The organism is Streptomyces sp. NPDC002884, from assembly GCF_040295245.1.
Lineage (GTDB): Bacteria > Actinomycetota > Actinomycetes > Streptomycetales > Streptomycetaceae > Streptomyces.
On sequence record NZ_JBEOVB010000028.1, the window covers coordinates 15,532 to 35,912 of the forward strand.

15 protein-coding genes are annotated in these 20,381 nt (G+C 71.1%); 6 read left to right on the forward strand and 9 right to left on the reverse strand.

Annotation, left to right across the window (positions count from 1 at the left end; all coding sequences use genetic code 11):
• Window positions 1–28: 28 nt before the first annotated feature.
• The 7 genes from ABT070_RS35470 to ABT070_RS35500 all read right to left on the reverse strand — a co-directional run bounded on the left by ABT070_RS35470 (window position 29) and on the right by ABT070_RS35500 (window position 9,185).
• Window positions 29–2,212, reverse strand: coding sequence for a hypothetical protein (locus tag ABT070_RS35470; protein WP_351766866.1), 2,184 nt, complete (start codon window positions 2,210–2,212; stop codon window positions 29–31).
• 19 nt (window positions 2,213–2,231) lie between these two features.
• Window positions 2,232–2,849 (reverse strand): hypothetical protein, encoded by a 618-nt coding sequence (locus ABT070_RS35475; protein ID WP_351766867.1) that lies wholly within the window; start codon window positions 2,847–2,849, stop codon window positions 2,232–2,234.
• Between the two features lie 13 nt (window positions 2,850–2,862).
• Window positions 2,863–3,492, reverse strand: a complete 630-nt coding sequence (locus ABT070_RS35480) for a hypothetical protein (RefSeq protein WP_351766869.1) — start codon at window positions 3,490–3,492, stop codon at window positions 2,863–2,865.
• A 65-nt stretch (window positions 3,493–3,557) separates the two neighbouring features.
• Complete coding sequence (locus ABT070_RS35485) at window positions 3,558–6,554, reverse strand: ATP-binding protein (RefSeq protein WP_351766870.1); 2,997 nt, start codon at window positions 6,552–6,554, stop codon at window positions 3,558–3,560.
• Window positions 6,555–6,608: 54 nt separating this feature from the next.
• Window positions 6,609–7,094, reverse strand: a complete 486-nt coding sequence (locus tag ABT070_RS35490) for a hypothetical protein (protein ID WP_351766872.1) — start codon at window positions 7,092–7,094, stop codon at window positions 6,609–6,611.
• Between the two features lie 64 nt (window positions 7,095–7,158).
• Window positions 7,159–7,413 carry a hypothetical protein gene (locus tag ABT070_RS35495; protein WP_230195104.1) on the reverse strand — a complete coding sequence of 85 codons (255 nt, stop codon included), beginning with the start codon at window positions 7,411–7,413 and terminating at the stop codon, window positions 7,159–7,161.
• Window positions 7,414–7,481: 68 nt separating this feature from the next.
• Window positions 7,482–9,185, reverse strand: coding sequence for a conjugal transfer protein (locus ABT070_RS35500; RefSeq protein WP_351766874.1), 1,704 nt, complete (start codon window positions 9,183–9,185; stop codon window positions 7,482–7,484).
• Window positions 9,186–9,520: 335 nt separating this feature from the next.
• On the opposite strand from ABT070_RS35500, the gene ABT070_RS35505 reads away from it, so the two are divergent.
• From ABT070_RS35505 to ABT070_RS35530, 6 genes are all read left to right on the forward strand, one after another.
• Window positions 9,521–10,147: a hypothetical protein gene (locus ABT070_RS35505; RefSeq protein WP_351766875.1), complete on the forward strand. Its 627-nt coding sequence runs from the start codon at window positions 9,521–9,523 to the stop codon at window positions 10,145–10,147.
• Between the two features lie 105 nt (window positions 10,148–10,252).
• Window positions 10,253–10,615: a DUF4913 domain-containing protein gene (locus ABT070_RS35510; RefSeq protein ID WP_351766877.1), complete on the forward strand. Its 363-nt coding sequence runs from the start codon at window positions 10,253–10,255 to the stop codon at window positions 10,613–10,615.
• A 200-nt stretch (window positions 10,616–10,815) separates the two neighbouring features.
• The gene (locus ABT070_RS35515; protein WP_351766879.1) at window positions 10,816–11,496 is read left to right on the forward strand and encodes a hypothetical protein; all 681 of its coding nucleotides are present in this window, start codon (window positions 10,816–10,818) and stop codon (window positions 11,494–11,496) included.
• Between the two features lie 6 nt (window positions 11,497–11,502).
• On the forward strand, window positions 11,503–13,611 hold the full coding sequence (locus ABT070_RS35520; RefSeq protein ID WP_351766880.1) for a peptidoglycan DD-metalloendopeptidase family protein: 2,109 nt from the start codon (window positions 11,503–11,505) through the stop codon (window positions 13,609–13,611).
• Window positions 13,608–15,053: an outer membrane protein assembly factor BamB family protein gene (locus ABT070_RS35525; RefSeq protein ID WP_351766882.1), complete on the forward strand. Its 1,446-nt coding sequence runs from the start codon at window positions 13,608–13,610 to the stop codon at window positions 15,051–15,053. Before ABT070_RS35520 ends, ABT070_RS35525 begins: the two co-directional genes overlap by 4 nt.
• A 129-nt stretch (window positions 15,054–15,182) precedes the next feature.
• Window positions 15,183–16,913, forward strand: coding sequence for a type IV secretory system conjugative DNA transfer family protein (locus ABT070_RS35530; protein ID WP_351766884.1), 1,731 nt, complete (start codon window positions 15,183–15,185; stop codon window positions 16,911–16,913).
• 78 nt (window positions 16,914–16,991) lie between these two features.
• On the opposite strand, the gene ABT070_RS35535 is transcribed toward ABT070_RS35530, so the two are convergent.
• Both ABT070_RS35535 and ABT070_RS35540 read right to left on the reverse strand, forming a co-directional pair.
• Window positions 16,992–18,281: a hypothetical protein gene (locus tag ABT070_RS35535; protein ID WP_351766885.1), complete on the reverse strand. Its 1,290-nt coding sequence runs from the start codon at window positions 18,279–18,281 to the stop codon at window positions 16,992–16,994.
• Between the two features lie 360 nt (window positions 18,282–18,641).
• Window positions 18,642–20,342: a fibronectin type III domain-containing protein gene (locus tag ABT070_RS35540; protein WP_351766887.1), complete on the reverse strand. Its 1,701-nt coding sequence runs from the start codon at window positions 20,340–20,342 to the stop codon at window positions 18,642–18,644.
• Window positions 20,343–20,381 lie beyond the last annotated feature (39 nt).

Consider the following 20,381-nt stretch of genomic DNA (forward strand, 5'->3'; position numbering starts at 1 on the left):
AGACGGAGACGGAGGCGGCAGGGCGGGGCTAGACGCGGCCGCTGGGGCCGCGCGGGTCCCTCGGAGGCGGGGTCGGTGCCACCGGCGGCTCGGCGGGCCGGGGACGGGGAGCCGGCGCCTGCCGTACGGGAGCGGGAGCAGGAGCGGGTGCGGGTGCCGGGCGGGACTCGGTCGGCGTCGTGGACTGCGGAGCCGGCGCACTGCTGGACCCGCTGACACGGCGGCCTCGGGTGCGGGGCGGCTCCGGAGCCGGTGACTCCTGGCCTCCCTGCTCGCCGAATTCCCGGTCGTAGTTCTTCTGGGCGACCTGCGAACCCTGGTAGGCCGTCTGCCGCTGCTCGCGCTTGGACTGACCGAGCCAGCCCTTCTCCTGCATCTTGGCCCGGCCCTTGCCCTTGAAGGCGAGCTTGTCCACCGCCCAGGCGGTCCCGCGTGCCGTGCTGCCCGTCGCGCGGGCCGTGCCCTTGGCCGTGGTGCTCGCGACGCGGCCCGTGGTGCGGGCGGTGGAGCCTGCGGCGGACGCGGCCAGACCGGGCGCCATGGCGGTCACCTTGCCGGCCATGTCCCCGACGCCGAGAGCGTCGTCCGCTCCCTGGACCTGCGGGCTGAACTTTCCGGACAGCAGGTTCTTGAGCAGCATGATCACGGCGATGGTCACCAGCAGGAGCATCAGCAGCTGCATGCCCAGCGGGACCTGGAGCGGCAGGATCAGCTGGTAGAAGAGCAGCAGGATCGTGAGGATCACGCCGAATCCGGCGCGCAGGACGAAGCTGTGCACGAAGGTCTGCCACCAGCCCCGCAGCAGCTTCTGCTGGGTCGGGTGGATCGAGATGATCGCGACCAGGGGCAACAGGATCACCATGATGAGCGTGACCGCGTGCCACAACAGTGTCAGGGCGCTGAGCACGACCACCATCAGGCCGACGATGAGCGAAGCGATCAGGGCGTAGACCCCGATGCTGATGCGGTTGGCGGGTTTGTCGCCGGACCACTGCTCGTAGATGCGCGCATCCTCGTTCTTGGCGATGTAGTTGCGCAGCTCGCCGTACTGGTTCTCCTTCGCCTTGATGATGTCGCCTTCTTCGCCTTCCTCGACCTCGACCGGCGAAGGGTGCTGGTAGTACTCGATGTTCGTCACCGACTGGATGATCACCTGCTTGACCCGCAGGTCGGTGCAGCGTTTGCCCGTGCCGAAGTCGCACTTCTCGGTGCCCTTGTACTCCATGCGAGCCTTGCCCGGGTCGCCGAACTGGCCGATGGCCCACGGGCGGAACGCGAGGGTGTCGTACATGGCACAGCTGGAGATGCGCATGCCGCGCTGCGGTGCGTTGTCGGGCAGGTCGCAGGGCGGGTCGACACCGTCGATCGCGCCGTCCAGCACGGCTTCGGTCAGGGCGGCGTTTCCCTGCGCGATCCCCGAGTCGGCGGTTTCGACCACGGCCACGTAGTTCCCGTTGACGAGGAACGCCGACACGGCGATGACGACGAACGCGGCCCAGCCGACACCCGACCAGACCTCGCGCATGTCGCCCTTGCGCCACTTGCCGAACACCCAGAGGCCGGTGAGCAGGATCATGGTGGGCACGGCGAGCTTGAAGACACCGTTGTTCAGGCGGTCGACGACGCTGTCGTCACCCGAGACCGTGCCGTCGTAGAGGGCGGCCAGCGGGCTGGGGTTGGAGGAGATCTCCTTGATGCTGATCGCGGCCCGGCTCATGATCTTGCTCAGGTCGAAGATGGCCTGGGCGATGCTGTTGTAGATCTCGTTCTGGAGGCTGCACTCGTCGTCGTCGGCGGCCTGCCCGCGCTCGCCCTGCTTCGCGTCGTGTTGGCTCTGCTGGGTCGAGGCCCAGTTGAGACCGCGCATGGCGCTGAGTTCGTAGAGCGTGTACTTCGACGCGGGGCCGTCCATCTTCGTCGCCCCGGCGACGAGTTCGCGCTTGCCGTCCCATTGCTTCACCGAGGGGAAGATGTTCTCCGCGGCGGGGCCCGGCATGTCGGCCTTCTGGTTGATGCTCTGCTGCGCCCAGTCACAGGTGTCGAAGAGGGCCTGCGCCTGCTGTGGAGCGGAGAACGAGAGCGCGATCACCCCGAGGACCAGGAACAGCACGGCCCGCGCGGCGATGCCGGTGCTGATGAGTTTCTCGCGCGGGGAGCGCCTCGTCCGGGGCCGTGCCGGACGGCCGGAGCGCGGCCGGAAGCGGGTCAGCATGAAAAGCCCTTCGGAGGGATCAGTTGGCGTAGTAGTTCGTGAGGACGCACCCGTCCACCTGCGCAGGCTCCTGCTTGTAGCCGCTGGGTATCTGGCGTTCCGGATCGCACGACAGGACCACGAGGCCGGAGGCCTTCAGGTCCTCGATCGTTTCGGTGCCGCCCGGCTCCACCGCGAAGTCCTTGCCGATCAGGATGGAGCTGTAGTTCCCGGCGTGCATGGAGGTCTGGAACTTCTTCATGTCCGACAGCACCAGCAGCGTGCTGGAGTCGTCGTAGTTGTCCCGGCAGACGGCACGCTCCTTGATCCCCCAAGCGGGGTCGCGGGTCATGCTGTCCTCGCCCCAGGCGGGATCATGGTCTGCCAGGGAGGAGTCGTCGTACTCGGCGCCCGGTGTGAGATCCAGGCAGGATCCGTACTGGTTGAGGTAGTACGCGATGGACGCCATGTCCGACGCCTCCGGCAGCCCGGTGCTCGCCGACTCACCGCTGTCGCCCTTGCCGGCGCCCTTGCTCGCGCTCGCGCTGCTCTTGCCGTCGCCGTCGCTGTTCCCGGCGTCGCTGTCGCCGCCGCACGCCGTCATCGAGGCCGACATGAGGAGGAGGGCGCCGATGGTGATCGCTCGCCTGAGTCGCATGGTGTTTCTCGCCTTACTCGGGGACGTAGTTGGTCAGGACACAGCCGTCCACGAGGGCCGGCTCCTTCTCGAAGCCGCTCGGCACCGCGAGGTCCGCGTCGCACGTCAGGAATCTCAGGTCGGACCGCTGGAGGCTGCGGATCGCCTCGTCACCGACCGGAACGACCGCGAAGTCCTCGCCGACCAGGAACTCGTCGCCGCTCGCCTTGGCGGCGGTCTGGAACTCCTTCATGTCGGAGACGGTGAGCAGGGCGATGGGCCGGCCGGACCCGTCCGTGCAGACGGCGCGCTCCTCGATGCCCCAGGCCGGGTCCTCGGACTCGTCCGTGCCCCAGGCGTCGCCGTCGTGGCCGCTGTCGTACTCGTCGCCCGTGGCCACGTCCTGGCAGGGCGTGTACGGGTTCAGGTAGTCGGCGATGGACGCCGTGTCCGACGCCTGGGGCAGGCCACCGGTCGTGGTCTGTCCGCCGTCGCCGTCCGCACCGGAGTCGGAGCCGGTCTCCGAGCCGCCGTCCGAGCCGAAGACGGCGTCCGCGCCGGTCTTGGCACCAGAGCCGGACTCCGAGTCCGACCCGCACCCGCTCAGCGTCGCGAGCAGGGCGAGGGCCGCGGCCCCGGTGGCGAGACTTCTGGACAGGCGCACGGTGGGACGGGCTCCTCGATGGGTGTGTGTGCGGGTGTGCGTGCGGGTGGGACCGGTGAGGCGCGTCATGCCGTTGCCGTTGCCGTCGCTGTTTCCTGCGCGGCTGTCGTGGGCTGTGCCGGGTCCTCCTCCGCCTCCTGGAGGAAGGTCCAGTCCCAGACGCTCAGCGGCGGGTTGACGCCCTGGCGGGCCGGGCGGGTGGTGCCGTTGGTGTCCGTGGCGGCGAGGATCTCCTTGAAGACCAGGTCGACGGCGACCGTGCCGACGCGCTTGTCGACGTCGCGCTGGAGGCAGACACCCGTGCGGAGCTCCTGGAGGGCCGCGATGACCTTCGGGTCGTTCTCCGGGCGGCCCAGGAGCGGGGCCACCAGGGACGCTTCCTGCGCCGACTTCTGCTTGAAGGCGAAGACCGTGTGGATCTGGTTGGCGCCGCCGCTGCGGGCCTCGGAGTCCTCGATCTGGACCAGGTCGATGGCCTGCTGGGTGATCAGGACGGTGACCGCCAGATAGGAGCGGCCCTGCTTCAGCGCGCGGCGCATCAGGTCGCGGCCGGACTCGGTGGCCGTGACGACGTACGCCTCGTCGACGAAGAGCGCCTTCGGGCGCAGGCCGATCTCGCCGGTCACCGGGTTCTTCTCGTAGCCGACGTCGAGCATCTGGCTGCCCAGTTCCACGACCGCCATGAGGGCCGTCGCCGCGAGGCGTTCCGCCGGGTTCCAGCTGCGCGGGTCGGAGGCCGCCGGCGACTGGAAGCCGCGCAGGGTGATGACCGTACGGCGCTTGCGCATGCTGGACAGGGGCTGCGGACGCTCCGCGAAGGAGAGCCGGGCGTAGGGGAGCGTACGCAGCTCGGTCAGGAGCATCTGCGCGAGCTTCAGGTCCTTGATCGCTTCCCGGTCGCCGCTGGCCATCGCCTGGTCGTACGCCGCGACGACCTCGTCGACGACCTGCCACAACGTCGGTCGCGGGACGGCCACTTCGGCGTCGCGAGCGGTCAGGCCCTGCTCGACGGCCTGCCGGATCGCGGAGTTGTAGCGGCCGATGACGGTCGCCATGCCCTCGATGACGGGGAGGCGTACGCGCTGGTAGTCCTCGTCGCCGAGGAAGCCCCGGAGCATGGTCTCGGCGAGCAGCCGGCCCGCGGGGACGTCGCGGGCGATGACCCAGGGGTCCAGGACGCCCGCCTGGCCCTTCAGGAGGTCGACGACCTCCGTCTCCGCCCAGAACTCGGGGTTCACCGGCTGGAACTTGCTGGCGGGGGTGCCGAGGAGGCCGGACTCCGCGTCGGCCGCGAACGACGGGTCGTTCACCTGGGCTCCGAAGCCCAGGTAGTAGCAGAGCTGGGCGAAGTCGGTCTTCGGGTCGATGACCAGGCAGCGGACGCCCGACTCCGACTCCTCGTAGAACTTCTGGAGTGCGAGCGAGGACTTGCCTCCGCCGGACGCGCCGACGATGGCCAGACCACCGCCGTCGTTGCGGGCCGGGCCGACGTGCAGCGAGTAGTGGACCGGCATCTTGCCCGCCCAGCCGACCAGGTTGCCGACCCAGCCCAGGCGCTTGCCGGAACGGTGCTCGGGGTTGTCGCCCAGCTCCGTGCCCGCGGTGGGCAGTCCGGCGCCGAGCTGCTCGACCTCCTGGAGGCGGAGGTAGGGCGCGATCGGCAGCTTGGGCGCGTCGCCGGGGAGCTGTGCCTGGAGCAGCCGCCACTGCTGGCGGGTCGGGCGCAGCAGGGTGACCTTCAGGTCCTGCTTGAACTGCATCTCCAGGACCCGGCGCCGGCGCTCGAGCTCCTTCACGTCGTGCGCCGAGATCGTGAAGCGGATCTGCGCCTCCATGCCCGGCATCTTGTGCTCGTCGATGTCGTCGACGAGCTCCTGGGCACGGGTGACCTGGGTGCCCAGCTTGGTGTCGGGGCTGCGGCCGGAGTTGGCCATGTCGTTCATCTCGTCGACCAGGTTGCCGCGGATCTTGTCGGCGCGGTCCTTGAACTTCAGGTACGGGATGAGCGTGAACCGCATGTCGATCTCGACGGGGAAGTCCACGTGCTGGGCGGCGTAGCGCGCCCACGCGGTCGACTGGCGGAAGCGGGTCTCCGCGGGCCAGTTGGCGGCCACGAGGGTGGTGGTGTAGCTGGTCTGCTGCTCGCCCGTCACCTCGTCGTACTGGTTCAGCACGATGTGCGTCTTGCGGTTCTCGCCGGAGAAGTCGACGACCAGGTCGAACTGGTTCGGTCCCCAGGCGCGCGAGCCGAGCACCGGCTCCGGCGGCACCGGCAGGTCGCCGTGGAGCGGCTTGCGGATCAGCCAGACGAGCTCCTCGCGGCTGAGCGGGGTGCCCTTGAGGCCTTCGAGGCTCTCGTGGACCTCGGCGGCGACCTGCGTCCACTCGGCGAGGACGTGCGGGGAGAGGTACTCGTCGGCGACGCCGGTCGCGGTGGCGGCGGCCTGGTCGGCGGCGCCGCGGACACCCTGGAGGAGGCCGGGCTCGTCGTACGGCTCGTCGTCCTGGGCGACGACCCCGCTGCCGCCGTTGGTGCGCTTCAGTGAACCCAGCTTCACCAGCAGGATGTTGCGCTCGCGCTTGGCGCCGATGCGCTCCTGGTACTCGGCCTTGCGCAGGTTGTACGCCTTGTAGTTCTCGGTGGGCTCCCAGGCGATCGCGTTCAGTTCCTCCGCCCAGGTCATCGCCGTGATCGGCTGGTAGACCTTGCGGTAGTGGCACTCGACGTTGCGGTCGCCGCGGGCGAGGTTGAGCAGACCGCGGGCCGGGCCCTCGGCCATGGCCTGGAGCTCGCCGGCGTTCAGGTACTCGTCGATGGCGTTGGGCAGGACCACGCCCGTCCATACCGAGTCGCCGTGCACGAAGATCATGTCGTCGGCGTAGCGGTAGGGGAGGCGGAGGTCCTCGCGGCGGGCGGCGGCCGACGAGCCGGACGGCTTGGAGCGTGCCGAGGACGACTGCTTCGAGCCGCCCTGGCCGTTCTTCTTGCTCGACGAGGCGGCCATGATCATGGCGACCACGAAGAAGGCGGCCGCCCCGCCCAAAAGGATCAACATGAACATGGAGGACTCATCCTGCGGTAGTCGGCATCGGGAAGTGGTGGGGTGATCGCGGGGTCAGCGCCTGGCGGCGGCGAACGCGCTGCCGCGCTCGGCGGCGGCGCGGCGCGCGGCCTCGTAGTGGGCCTGCCAGCGCGGCGAGCCGGGGGCGAAGAGGATGACCTGCCAGTGCAGGTGCTCCGGCTCCTGGTCTGCGGAGAGGCCCTGCAGCCGCTTGGGCTGGAACCACCAGTCGGTCCACACCACGATCTGCTGGCTCAGCGTGAGCGCCGAGGGCAGCGGGCGTCCCCAGACGAAGTAGATGCCGAACGGCGGCCCGAAGTAGAGGATCGACGTCCACATCGACATGCCGAGGAAGGGCAGGAACGCCGACACGGTGAACAGGGTGATGAGCCAGACCAGCCCGAAGCCGAAGGCCGCGCCCAGCGCGGGCAGCAGCAGGCCGGGCAGCGGGATGTTGCCCCAGTTCCAGATCCTCTTGGGACGGTTGACCAGATCGGTGTGGTCGTACGCGACCAGCGGCTCCGGTGCCTCCTGGCTCATGTCTGCGAACTCCCCTGTTAGGGACGGCTACTGACGGTGCGTCGGGCAGGGCCCGAGCGGTCCGTCAGTTGCCGCCGCCGATCTGGCTGCCGAGGCCGATCAGGACACCGGCGAGGCCGCCGGCGCCACCGATGATCAGGGCGGCCAGCGCGATCATGCCGAATCCCTGGAAGGCCTCACGCATGCCGTCGCCGCGCTTCATCGACAGGAGCATGCGGATGCCGAGGATGAGCAGGGCGATGACGGCGACCATGGTGCCCGCGTTGCGCAGGATGTCCTCGATCTGCCCGAACATGTCGTTCAGGGTCGTCTCGGCCATGTACATGGTGGTTCCTCTCGGGTGGTGGAGCTGCGGTGAGTGGTATGGGGGGTGGGGGCGCGGTCCGGTCAGGACTTGCCGGGCTTGGCCGTGGAAGACGGGACGGCCGCGGAGGCGGAGGCGGAGGCCGAGGGGGCTCCGGAGACACCGGCCGAGGGCGAGGCCGTCCCCGTCGCGGCATCACTGTCGGTGTCGCTGTCGGCCCGGCCGCCGTCGGCGTCGAGCACCCCGCCCCGGACGTCCCTGATGAACCATCCCTGGGCCGTGCTGACCATCGTCATCCGGTACGCGCGCCGAACGGCGACGCCCTTCGCGTCGGTCCAGTCGACGGCCACCCGCACCTGGACGGCCTGTCCGACGCTGTAGGTGTACGGCTTGGTGTCCTGGGCGCTCACCGGGACGAGCGCGACGACGGTGCCGATCTGCGGGCCTGTCAGGCGGCCGGCCAGACCGGTGGTGGCCGTCAGGGTCGCGTCGGGCGTGAGGAAGCGGGCCATGGCGGTGGCGTCGGAGGCGCCCCAGGCCTCGAAGTAGCCCGGCAGCACCTCCTTCTGGAGCTGCGTGGACAGGGTGTCGTCCACGACCTCGTCGCCCTGGTCGACCGCGGGCACGTCCGCGGCGGCCGGCAGCGGCATCTGGCCCACGTCGCCTGCGACGCGCATGCCCTCGCCCGTCTTGAGGTTCTCCACGTACACGGGGACGGTGAGGGTGGTGAGCGTGCCGTCGTCGGTGCGGACCTGGACCCCGATGTAACGGCCGTGGTCGCCGTACTCGGAGAGCTTCTCGGCGGTGCCGTCCCAGGTGACGGAGACGGCCTTGCTGGTGCCCTCACCGCTCCAGCCGCAGTCGGGGTCGACACCGGCGGAGGCGTAGCGGGCGAGATCGGTCCGGCGGGTGGACGCGGTGTCCGGGGTGAACGTCATGCAGAGCTGGGCGTACTGCTCGGCGAAGGCCGCCGCCTGCTCGGTGGGGAACTCGGTGAGGCGGTACCGGGTGGCGTCCGACGCGTCCAGCCCGGCGGTGGTGGACCCGGACGACTTGCCGATCACCAGTCCCATCACGCCGCACGAGCCCAGCGCGAACACGCAGGTCGTGATCAGCAGGGTGGCGCGCAGCGCGACGTGCGTGCGGCGCCCGCCGCCGGGGATCCGGCCGCCGGGCTTGGGCACGTCGAAGTCGCGCGCGGGGGCGGGCGTCGGGGTGGCCCGGCCCGGGGTGGCGTCACCCGGGGTGACGCCACCCCGGGCCGGGGCGGTCGCGCCCGTGGCCGGGGCCGCCGTGGCCCTCAGCGACATCGTGGAAGAGCTGTGGGCGGGGGCCTGGTGGCCGTGCTGGGGCGGGTGCGGGGCGGCCGTGGTGGGCGCGGGCGCCTGCGCGGCGGTCGCGGCCGTTGCCGTGCCGCCCCGCTTGCGCTGCTCCTTCTCCGCCTTCTTCTGCTCGTACGCCGCCTTGCGCGCCGCCCGTTCCCGCTCGCGCTTCTCCTTCTTCGACTCGCCCTGGGACCGCGTCTCACGCGGCGGCAGCGACGGGACGGCGGCCTGGCCGGCCCGGGGCGTGCTGCGCACCCAGGCGGCGGCGACCTGGGCGCGGGCCGCGTCGGAGGGCATGGGCTGCGGCTGCTGCGGAGCGGGGGCCTGTTGCGGGGCGGGGGCCTGCTGCCCTTGCCCCTGCCACGCCTGCTGCTGCGGCTGCTGGGAAGGACCGAAGGACCCGGGCTGCCCGGAAGGCTGGCCTCCGCCGACCGCGCCAGCAGGGCTGTTGTGGTCTGTCATCGAGTCGGTTACTCCAGCGAGTCGGTTCCCCGTCCGCCTGGGCGGGTTCACGACCGCACCGCACGACGGGCCCTGGCCCGGCCAGGTGCGCTTGGCAGTGTGACAAAGACCCGTCACCGGACCGGTGTTGTTTTCCTCGTCGGGACTGCGGGAATTCCCGATGTCGTGCCCATGGGGAAAATGGCCGGGAAAACTGTCAGGGACACGGCGGGACGGGGTCGTGCCGTACCGGGCCGCCCTGGGCCCACAATGCGCTGGGCGCGTGTGCCCGAGGTGCTGGGTACCGCCACCCGGCACCACCCCCTGGACCCGACGGACCCGGCGAAGGACGAGAGTTGACCGACCACAACGGGCACCCGCAGCAGCCGCAGTACCCGCAGCAGCCGCAACCCCCGGAGCAGCCCGCCCCGCGCACCTGGGAGATCCCTCAGCAGACCCCGCCGGTCCAGCAGGCCCCGCCGGTCCAGCAGGCTCCTGCCGCTGTCCCCGCTCCTGCCGCTGTCCCCGCTCCTGTCCCGGCCCCTGCCCCCGTCGCCGTACCGGCTCCTCAGGAGGTCCAGGCCCCGCAGGTCTTCCAGGCCGAGCACGCCTGGGTCGACGGCTATGAGCCCGGCAACCCCTGGCAGGCCAGCCTGTGCGTGGAGACGCCGTACGGGACCTTCGCCTATCCGCTCACGCCGAACACGATTCCCGAACTCCTCGAGCAGATGGTCCTGGTGGCGCAGGAGCAGCAGGGGATGCCGGTCGGTTTCGACGAGGACCCGGAGCTCTCGCCGGCCGACGAGGAGGTCGTGGACGAGGAGCCGCAGACGGCCGCCGCAGGTCTCCACGGTGGTCGGGCCGCGCGCCTGACGGGCTGGGCGGTCGTCCACGACCTGTGGGAACGCGAGGACCCCACGGCGCGCATCGTGATGGGCGCCGTGGTGGTCGTACTGCTGCTGCTCGGTATCTTCCTGACCTGATCACGCGGTGTCCGACCCGTGACACCCGACCGCGTGACACCCGACCACGCGGTACCCGACCACGCCACAGCCGCAGACCGACCGACCGACCCATGGGGGGCACCGATGTCCGGCACCGCAGAGGGCTCCGAGGAGCCGGAGTTCTACTTCGCGGACGTCTTCGTCTTCGTCTCCGACTACCTCGCCCAGGTGATCCGCCGCCGGGTCAACGGAGCGACGGCCACCTGGTGCCCGAGGTGGTGGGAGCACCCCGAGGCCGGCGCCCGTCTGTCGGCGCTCTGGCTGGCCTGGGAGCATCTGCGCCTGGACCCGGCACTCGGCATGTCGACGTGGTGGCTGCACCATGCCGACCCGCATCTGCGGGTTCTGATGGACGCCGACTCGGGCCCGTTCGCGGCCTGTTCGCCCAAGGACGGGCATACGGCGTACCCGTTCGACCCGCTGCCGGTGGACCCGCGCCCGGAGTGACCGCCGTGGCGGGCGGCCGGACGCGCGTTCCGTGGACGGCGCCGCCGTGAGTTGAGCCCGCGTCGGGCTTTCCCCTGCTTTCCCGCCGCCCGCCCGCCCGCTTTCCTCGCCGGGAAATCCTCCGACTCCCCGCTTCCGCCTCCCCCTACCGTGTCCCGGTCACCCGCCGTACCGGCTCAGCACAAGGGAGGCGCGGGAACGTGGACTTGCCTGCGGAGAACAAGCGCACGGGGCTCTTGGCCCTGGGGGTGCTCGGGTTTCTCCTGATCGCCGTACTCACCGTGTTCACCGTCTTCGACGGAGACGACGAGGGCGACGGCGGTGACGCCAAGGACGGCTCCGCGGTGCCCACGGCCACCGCGGGCGGCAGCGCCGCCGGCTCGGACGGGGAGGGAGCCGACGGCGACGGATCGCAGAACACCGCGGTCGCTCCGATCGTCTCGGCCGCCGATGCCGTGAAGGCGCACGCCGCCATGGTCCAGTACATGGCAGGGCTCACCACGTACGACCACGAGAGCACTGCCGCGACCTGGAGTGTTCCGCTGGTCCGGCTCACCACGAACGACGACCGGATGAAGGCCGCGACCTCGCTGCCGACCGGCAAGGAGTGGGCGACCTGCCAGGCCGAGCAGTGCTCCTCCAAGGGGGAGGCCGTCGTGGTGCGCGATGCCCTGGTCTCGGACGACCTGGTGCGGGACAGCGGCCGCTCGATGTCCACCCTGGTCAAGGTGACCGCCACGCACACCGCGGACGGGCAGACCACGACCGAGTCCAACCAGTGGCTGGTGACGGTCAAGGAGGACGGCGGCGACTGGCTCGTCTCCGGGTTCGACGTCTTCGGCCTCGGTGACGTGGGCGCGTCCGACGACTCGGGGGTGTGAGCCGGCATGGTTGCACCAGCGGTACTGGCCGCCGCCAGCAAGGCGGCGAAGGTCGCCAAGGCCGCGAAGGCGGCCAAGGCGGCGGCCCAGCGCGGCGGCGGTCAGGGTGGCGGCGGCGGCAAGAAGAACAACAAGTGGATGTGGCTGGCCGGCGGTGTCGGCTGCCTGCCCGTCGCCGGTGTCGGCACCCTCGTCATGGTCCTGGTGGGCAGCATGATCGGCGGAGTGGGCGCCGGTGCCGCGGCCGCCTCCTGCGGCGACTACGCCGACAACGCCAACGCCGGCAACACCGGTGACGCGGCGGCCACCAACCCGGTCATGCCGGCCGGCAAGATGTACATGCCGAGCGAGACGGCGCGCAACGAGATACCGCCGAAGATGATCCTCGCCGCGATGCGTGCCGCCGCCCGCTACGACGGCCTCGACTGGACGCTCATCGCCGGGCAGATGTACCAGGAGACCAAGTACGGCCAGGACCCCTCGGCCGCGCCCGGCGGCGCGAACTCCCTCGGCTACATGGGCCTCCTCCAGTTCGGCAAGCCGGCCTGGACGGACTACGGAGCCGACGGCAACGGCGACGGCACGAAGGACCTGTACAACATCGACGACGCGGCCTGGGCCGCCGCCAACTTCCTGCACGCCAAGAAGGCCGAGACCGCTCCCTTCAAGGCGCTCCAGGTCTACTCCGGCTCCACGGCCGCCAACACGATCTACCCGCGGGTCGTGCTCACCCAGGCCGCCCGCTACCGGGGGGTGCTCACCGGCGACCAGGACCTCATCAAGCGCTGGTACGCGCATCTGAAGGAGACCATCGAGAAGAACCCCGGCTTCCCCACCCTCGGGAAGCAGTCGGACATTCCCGAGCCGGTCGGCAACAACGCCCAGCCCGGCTCCGCGCTCAGCATCGCCGCGACGCCGGCCCGCTCCTGGTCGACACCGGCGCTGGACGACGACAGCGGTGACGGCAGCACGACCGCGATGTCCCTGGCCGCGTACAGCACTGACATCAGCGGCAGCGGCAGCATCGGCGCCGGCTACGCGACGACCGTGTCCTTCCCCCTTGCCAAGGTGCCCACCACCGGCAAGGACTGGCAGTGGCCCATGAAGCAGGGCACGTACACGGTCGGCACCCCGTACCACCAGAACGGCCGTATGTGGAGCCTCGGTTACCACACCGGTCTCGACCTGGTGGCCACCAGCGGCACCCCGATCTACGCCCCGGCCGACGGCAAGGTCGTCCACGCCGGACCCGGCGGCTCGTACGGCAACATGACGAAGATCGAGCACGCGGGCGGTGTCATCACGCTCTACGGCCACCAGACCTCGATCAAGGTGTCCGTCGGGCAGACCGTCAAGCGCGGTCAGCAGATCGGCACGGTCGGCGCGACCGGCAACGTCACCGGACCCCACCTGCACTGGGAGGTCCTCGTCCCGGGTGTCGACAACCCGTTCGTGGGCGGTCAGGACAAGGGCCCGGGCATGGTCGACCCGGACGAGTGGATGAAGGGCAAGGTCACCGCCAACCCCGACTACGGGACCGTCCCGGGATCCGACGAGAGCAGCAGGGACGCGCAGTACGCCGACTGCGCCGAGGACAACGGCGGCGCCGCGGTGGCCCCGGACGGCGCGGGCGCCTCCGGCGTCCTTCCCGACGCCGACGACCCGGTGATCCGCGCGGTCCTCGGCTGGGCCCAGCGCGGCATCGGGGTCCCGTACGTGTTCGGCGCCCCGCGGCTCCAGGGCGAGAACCCCACCAGCTTCGACTGCTCCAGCTTCACGCAGTGGGCGTACTACATGGCCAGCGACGGCAAGATCAACATCGGTACGACGACCTACACGCAGGAGCCGTACCTCAAGAAGTACGAGGTGTCGCTGTCCGAGGCGCAGCCCGGCGACGTCATCTTCTTCCGGCCGGAGGCGGGCCACTCGGGCCATGTGGGCCTGGTCTGGGACCCCAAGGGCCACAAGATCATCCACGCCCCGCGCCCGGGCAAGTCCGTCGAGTTCAGCAACTGGGATTACCAGGACACGATCACCGGGGTCTACCGCGTGCCGATCCCCCAGGGCACGAACGCGGTCGAGGGCGACGGCACAGACAGCGGAACAGGAGCATGAACAAACAGATGAGGCGTCACCTTCTTCCCCTCACCGGGGCCCTGGTCTCCCTGGGACTGGTCGCGGGCTGCGGCGGAGGCGACGACCCGGGCAAGAGCGGCGCGACGAACGGGAAGGCGGCGCCCAAGGCGTCCGCGTCCCTCGCGCAGGGCCCCGCGTACCAGGGCGCCGCACTGCCCGGCCTGGCCCGCAAGCCCGCGTGGAGCCTGGCCGCCGACGGTGTCACGGGATGCCCCGGCGACCCGGTCGAGCGGGCCACGAGCCGGGTCGTCGGAGACCACTCCCAGACCTGCGTGCTCGGTGACGCCGTCGTCCTCACCGAGGACGCGACGACGTACCCCGACAACACCGGCGGTACACCGCAGGAGTACCTGTTCCGGGCCCGTCTCCTCGACGCGGTCACGGGCCGGGAGCGCACGTCGGTCGAGGTCACGATCCCCGCCGACGGCTGGTCGAGCGACCGGGACCTGACGCCCGCCGAGTTCTTCACGGTCGGCCTGTGGAAGGACGGCACACCCGCCCTCCTGGCCGTCGACGGCGACGTGACCCCGGCCGCCGGGCTGAAGAAGGCGTCGGTCCGGACGACGTACGCCATGTACGCCCCCTCCGGCGCGAAGCTGGGCAGCTCGGCCTACGACGGCGAGGACGGCGCCGACTTCACCGTCGAGGCCGGCCATGTGCGGCTGAAGGACGGGAGCGACAGCGGCTCCTACGCCCCGCTCGGCGGCGGGGCGGCCGTCGAGGTCCAGGACCGGTGGGAGGACCAGGCGCCGATCGGCCCCGGCTTCGGCTACCGGGTGGAGACGTCCCTCGCCGAGTTCTACGTCAGCGGCGAGCGGCTCCAGGTCGGTGACCGGCTCACCGGCAAGGAGCTGTGGACCACGGAGAGCGTCACCCTGCCCGCCGTCGTGGCGGCGCAGACCCCCGACGGCGACCGGGCGGCCGCTTCCCTCTTCCCGCTCGCCGGGGACAAGGGCCTGCTCGCCTGGGGCTTGAAGGACGACACCTACGACGCGCTCCTGACGGTGGTCGACCTCAGGACGGGCCGCACCCTCGTGGAAGGCCCCAAGACCGCCCTCGACCCCAACGACGCGCACGAGCCGGTCGTCGTCCTCTCCGCGGACGGCGGGAGCATCGTCACCCAGTTCGGCGGAGGGGCGGTCGCCTGGGACGCGGAGACGGGCAAGGAGCTCTGGCGACAGGGAGAGGACGAGCAGGACATCGAGCCGGTGGCCCTGCCGACCGGCGACGTGCTGTACGCCTCCGTCAGCGACATGGGGCTGACGGCGCTCGACATGCGCACCAAGAAGGTGCTGGCCTCCGGCCTCGACCCCGACTCCTCGCTGAACGACGACATCGACGTCCTGGAGCGCACGTCCGACGGCCACACCCTGCTGGCGACGAGCGACGGCGTCTTCGTCTTCGCTCCGGAAAAGGCCTGACCCCGGCCCCCCGGCCCCCGGCACCCCGGCCGCCCCGACACTCCACTCACCCCAACACCCCACTCACCCCAACACCCCACCCCCCAGACAACTCAGCAAGTCCACAGTCCAGAAAGGACGGACCCGCGGGTGACCGCAGAACAGCAGAAGAAACCCCGCGCCGAGGACGACTGGACCTTCGAGATCGTCATCGCTGTCGCGGTCGTGCTCCTCGTCGGTGCCGGTGCCTGGCTGGCGGCGAAGGTGGGGGCCGGGTACTCCGACGCGCCCGCGCCGCCCGCGAACCCGCTGACCTTCCTCGTCGAGGTGATCAAGGGCGACTACAGCTGGCCGGGTTCGGCGGCCAGCGCCGTCGCGGCCGGCGAGGCGGTGGTGGCCGGGATCCTCGGCCTGGTCGCCTACCGGGTGCGGGAGCGGTTCAGGAACAAGCCCAAGGTGGACGGCGCCGCCCGGCATCTCGCGAAGGGCGAGGAACTCGGCAAGCTGACCATGAAGGGCGCGGCCGCCACCGCCGAGCGCCTCGGGGTGCAGTCGAGCACCCCCGGCGTGTTCATCGGACGGTCCGTCAAGGGGCGTCAGCCGCTGTTCGGGTCGTACGAGGACATGCACGTCGACATCTGGGGTCCGCGGACCGGCAAGACGACCCGGCGCGCGATTCCCGCCATCCTGGACGGGCCCGGCGCCGTCCTCGTCACCTCCAACAAGCGCGACATCGTGGACGCGACCCGCGGCCCGCGGACCGCGCGCGGCCCGGTGTGGGTGTTCGACCCGCAGCAGGTCGCGCAGGAGGAGCCGAGCTGGTGGTGGAACCCGCTGTCGTACGTCACCGACGTGGCCAAGGCCCGCAAGATGGCCGACCACTTCGCCAGCGGCTCGCGGGACGCCAACGCCTCCACCGACGCCTTCTTCGACCCGGCCGGCCAGGACCTGCTCGCCAACCTGCTGCTCGCCGCCGCCTGCGCCAAGGCGCCGATCACCCAGATCTACACCTGGCTGTCCAACCCCAAGGACGACGCCCCGGAACGGATCCTGCGCGGCGCCGGACACGCCATGTCCGCGGACGGGCTGGCCGGCGTGATCAACGCCCCCGAGAAGCAGCGCAGCGGCATCTACGGCGTCGCCCAGCAGATGGCGTCCTGCCTGGTCAATCCCGAGGTCAACCGGTGGGTCACGCCCCCGGCCGACGAGTACGCGGGCGAGTTCGACCCGCACGGGTTCGTCCGCGGCGGCGGCACCCTGTACTCGCTGAGCCGGGAGGGGCGCGACTCCGCCGGGCCGCTGGTGACGGCGCTGACCGTGGCCGTCGTCGAGGCGGCCGAGGAGTACGCCACCACGCAGCGCGGCGGCCGCCTTCCGCTGCCCCTCGTCGGGGTCCTCGACGAGGCGGCCAACGTGTGCCGCTGGCGGTCGCTGCCCGACCTGTACTCGCACTACGGCTCGCGCGGGATCATCCTGATGACGATCCTCCAGTCCTGGGCGCAGGGCATCGAGGTGTGGGGCGAGCGCGGCATGGAGAAGCTGTGGTCCGCCGCGAACGTCCGCGTCTACGGCGGTGGCGTGTCCGACACCCGGTTCCTGGGCGACCTGAGCGAGCTGGCCGGCGAGTTCGAGCTGCGTGAGTACCAGACCAGCCGTGAGTCGGAGTTCGGCGGCTGGTCCGGCAACCGGGCGATCAGCGAGTCCACGCGCCGCGAACGCGTCCTCCAGGTCTCCGACCTCGGCGCGATGCCGCCCGGCCGGGCCCTCGTCCTCGCCTCCGGCACCAAGCCGGTGCTGGTCGAGACGGTCCCGTGGTGGGAGGGCGCGTACGCCGCAGAGGTCCAGGCCTCGCTGAAGAAGTACGACCCCGGGGCGCGCTGACAGCCGTACCGCGACAGCGACGAGGGGCCCGGAGGTGTCGACCTCCGGGCCCCTCGTCGTCGCTCGTCGCGCGGTGAATCAGCCGCGCGTCGCCCGCCGGCGACGCGTGCCGAACCAGGCCGCCGCTCCGCCGACGGCCAGCAGGGCGGCCGCGAGGGCGCCGTAGAGGACGCCGCCGCCCGAACCGGTGGCGGCGAGCGAACCGGTCGCGCCCGTGGTGTTCGTGGTGCCGCCGGCCGTGCCACCCGTGATGGTGGCCGCCGAGGTGGACGCGGACGCCGACGGGGAGGCCGGGGCCGAAGCGGACGCGGAGGCGGACGGCGTCGTGGACGGCGTACCGCTCGGCGCGGTGACCACCGCCGGGCCGGCCTTCACCTCGGTCTCGGCGCCGTTGAAGCCCCAGGAGTCGCCCATGGAGATCAGCGCCTCCAGCGGGACGACGGTGTCCTTCTCGATGTCGCTCTTCGCCCCCAGGGAGAGGTACAGCTTGATGCTCTCGGTGCCCGCGGACGAGCCGAAGCCCTTGGCCAGGACCGGGAGTTCCCACTCGCTGTCGTTGGACTCCTTCAGCTTCACGATCTTGCCGCCGACCTCGGCCTCCAGGACGAAGTCGGGGTGGCCCGCGCCCTCCCGGAACTGCTGGGCCGACACGGTGCGCTGCAGCTCGGCGGGGAACTCGCCGGGGCCGGTGGCCGTGGCGTTCAGCACCAGCTCGGCACGCTGACCGGGCCGGGCGACGGCACCCGTCTTCTGCTCCCACGCCACGTTCAGCTTGCCGGGCGTGATCGCCGGGTCCGTCTTGAAGACCTGGGTGTTACGGGACGGCTCGTCGTCGGTGTCGCCGACCAGCCGGCCGGCGGTGAGGGTGAAGTCGCCGTCGTTGGTGGGGTAGGAGACGCCGAGGCCGACCGTGACCTTCCAGGTGTACTCGGTCTTCGCCGGGATGGAGAAGGTGGACGCCGCGTTCCCGGTGGCCGGGAAGAACAGCCCCTGGAAGGAGCCGTCCTGCCGCCCGACGGCCGACTTGGTCGCGGGCGCGTCGACCGCGGTCACGTCGAAGACGATGGAGTCCTTCAGTACCGGGCTCGGCCCGTCCGGCGTGCCCGGCAGCCAGGCCGAGAAGTCCTGTGCCTTGTCGGAGGAGTTGGCGACCGTCAGGATCATCGACTCCGTCGCCCCGCCGCGCTTGAGCGGGCCGGTGGGGGCGGGCGCGCCGAGCGTCATCCTCAGCGCGTGGTCCCCCGCCTTGTCGGCGGCGACAGCGGCGACGGCGGTGGCCGGGACGAAGGCGGCGCCGGCGACAGCGGTGACGACGGCGGTCGCGGCCACGATGCGGATGCGGCGGGCGGCGGCGGAACGAACGGACATGATGAATCCCCCCAGGAATCAACAAGAGCGCGCCGTGATGACGGCGGCGAAGACACGAGCACCAGGTGCCACGAGCGAGAAGCGCCCGAGCGACGAGCCCGACGAGCGAGAAGCGCGACGAGAAGGAAGAGAAAGGACGCGACGAGAAGGAAGAGAAAGGAACCAGGAGAGTGACCGCCCGCCGGTCCTGCTCGTCCCCCGGCGGCTCGCGGTGCACTCATCTTCACCCCGCGTTCAGCAGTGATCAACCGTCGCTCCGTCACCACTTCGCAACAGCGCCGGAAGCGACGATTCCGCTGGTCAGCCCCTGAGTCAGAGGCTGAGTCAGGGGCTGAGCCAGGGCTGATTCAGGGGCTGAGGTCAGGGCCTGACGGTCAGGGCGCCGCCCACCGGCTGCGACTCGGTTCCGTCCGCCGCCACGGAGGTCACCCGGTAGTGGTGGGTGGTGCCGCGCGAGGCGGTGAGATCGTTGTACGACGGATAGTCGGAAGGGACGTCGGCGAGCTTCTCGTAGGCGGAGGCGGCCGGGTTCCAGCGGTAGACCCGGTAGCCGCCCGCCGCCTCGGGCGAGGACTCGTCGAGGCCGGTCCAGTCCAGCCAGACGCTGCCCTGCCACACGTCCACGGTCAGCTGCAGGGGCGAGCCCCCGGGCGTCGGGACGCTCGGCGTCATGTCGAGCTCGGTCGCCGTCCGGGTGTCGGCCCTGCCGGTCGACCCGTAGGGGGAGTTGCCGTGGTCGTCGACGACGTCCACGAAGAAGCAGCTCTCCTCGCCGTCCGGGACGGCGAGAACGTCGAAGGAGGTGTCGGCGGGGGTGTCGACGAACGCGATCGCCTCGTAGGAGGAGCAGACCTTGTCCTCCCCCTCGCCCTCGACCTCGCCCCGGTAGACCCGGTAGTACTCCACGTCCGTCGCCGGGGTGGCGTCCCAGGTCAGCCGGAAGCCGTACTCGGTGGGCGTGACGGCCAGCCCGGTCAGGGCGGGAGGCGCGGTGCCGTCCCCGCGCGAGGCCTTGACCGCCCCGGACCGCTGGGATTCGTTGCCGGCCGCGTCCACCGCGGACACGCGGTAGTAGAAGGCGGCTCGCTCGGCGATCGTGGTGTCCCGGTACGACGACCCGCTCTTCGCGGCGCCGAGATAGGTGAACACCCCGTCCGGCTCCGGCGACCTGTACACCCGGTAGGACACCGCGTCCTGGACGTGGCCCCAGCTGAGGTGGGCCCCGTCCGCGGGGTCGAAGGCGCTGATCCCGGTGGGCACGGCGGGCGGGGTCCTGTCGAGGGTGACGACGGCCCGGTCGACGCTGCCCGCGGACTCGTTGCCGGCCTTGTCGTAGGCGCGGACCTCGTACTGGTGGAGCAGGCCGTCGGCCGGCGGGGTGTCGGTGTACGAGGTCTTCGTCGTCGCGGCCAGCCGCCGCCAGCTCAGGTTCTCGCCCCGGCGGTAGACCCGGTATCCCGCGACGTCCATCTCCTTGTTCTTCGCCCAGACGACGTCGGTCCTGGCGGTGGCAGGGTCGAACCCGACGACGAGGCCCGTCGGCGCCAGCGGTTTCACCTTGTCGACGCTCGCCGAAGTCCGGGGCGCGTAGCCGAACTTGACGTTCGCGCGGCCCGTCCAGTTCGCGTAGTCGATCCGCAGGGTGTGCTTTCCGGCCGGGACGGTGACGTCGACGGTCCTGCTCACCGTCGACGCCCCGTTCTTCCAGAGGTTCACCTTGCGGACGCCGTCGACGTAGACGCGCAGTCCGTCCTGCACGGCGGCCGTGAACGCGAAGGGCCCGCCCGAGCCGAAGTCGCGGGTCACCGTCCAGCGGACGGAGAAGTCGTTCGAGGGAACGCCCGGCGCGGGTGCGCCCGTGCCCCAGTTCTCGGCGATCGCGGCGTCGCAGCCGGCCTTCTTCGGGGTACCGGAGAACGTCGTGTTGGCGAAGATCTGACGTTGGTACACCGGGGCGGCGCAGGTGGTCGCGGCCGAGGCGGTGGGGGCGGCGACGGCGGTGGTGAGGAGGGCGCCGGTCGTGGTGACCACGACGGCCGTCGCGAGTCTGGCGGGATTCATGCGTTCCTCTGGTCGGAAGGAAGGCTGTCGTGATCATGA

Excerpts from the sequence above, each read along its gene's own strand:
- ABT070_RS35470 (WP_351766866.1), bottom strand. The coding sequence starts at position 2,212 with ATGCTGACCCGCTTCCGGCCGCGCTCCGGCCGTCCGGCACGGCCCCGG.
- ABT070_RS35475 (WP_351766867.1), bottom strand. The coding sequence starts at position 2,849 with ATGCGACTCAGGCGAGCGATCACCATCGGCGCCCTCCTCCTCATGTCG.
- ABT070_RS35485 (WP_351766870.1), bottom strand. The coding sequence starts at position 6,554 with ATGTTCATGTTGATCCTTTTGGGCGGGGCGGCCGCCTTCTTCGTGGTC.
- ABT070_RS35490 (WP_351766872.1), bottom strand. The coding sequence starts at position 7,094 with ATGAGCCAGGAGGCACCGGAGCCGCTGGTCGCGTACGACCACACCGAT.
- ABT070_RS35495 (WP_230195104.1), bottom strand. The coding sequence starts at position 7,413 with ATGGCCGAGACGACCCTGAACGACATGTTCGGGCAGATCGAGGACATC.
- ABT070_RS35500 (WP_351766874.1), bottom strand. The coding sequence starts at position 9,185 with ATGACAGACCACAACAGCCCTGCTGGCGCGGTCGGCGGAGGCCAGCCT.
- ABT070_RS35510 (WP_351766877.1), top strand. The coding sequence starts at position 10,253 with ATGTCCGGCACCGCAGAGGGCTCCGAGGAGCCGGAGTTCTACTTCGCG.
- ABT070_RS35520 (WP_351766880.1), top strand. The coding sequence starts at position 11,503 with ATGGTTGCACCAGCGGTACTGGCCGCCGCCAGCAAGGCGGCGAAGGTC.
- ABT070_RS35525 (WP_351766882.1), top strand. The coding sequence starts at position 13,608 with ATGAACAAACAGATGAGGCGTCACCTTCTTCCCCTCACCGGGGCCCTG.
- ABT070_RS35535 (WP_351766885.1), bottom strand. The coding sequence starts at position 18,281 with ATGTCCGTTCGTTCCGCCGCCGCCCGCCGCATCCGCATCGTGGCCGCG.
- ABT070_RS35540 (WP_351766887.1), bottom strand. The coding sequence starts at position 20,342 with ATGAATCCCGCCAGACTCGCGACGGCCGTCGTGGTCACCACGACCGGC.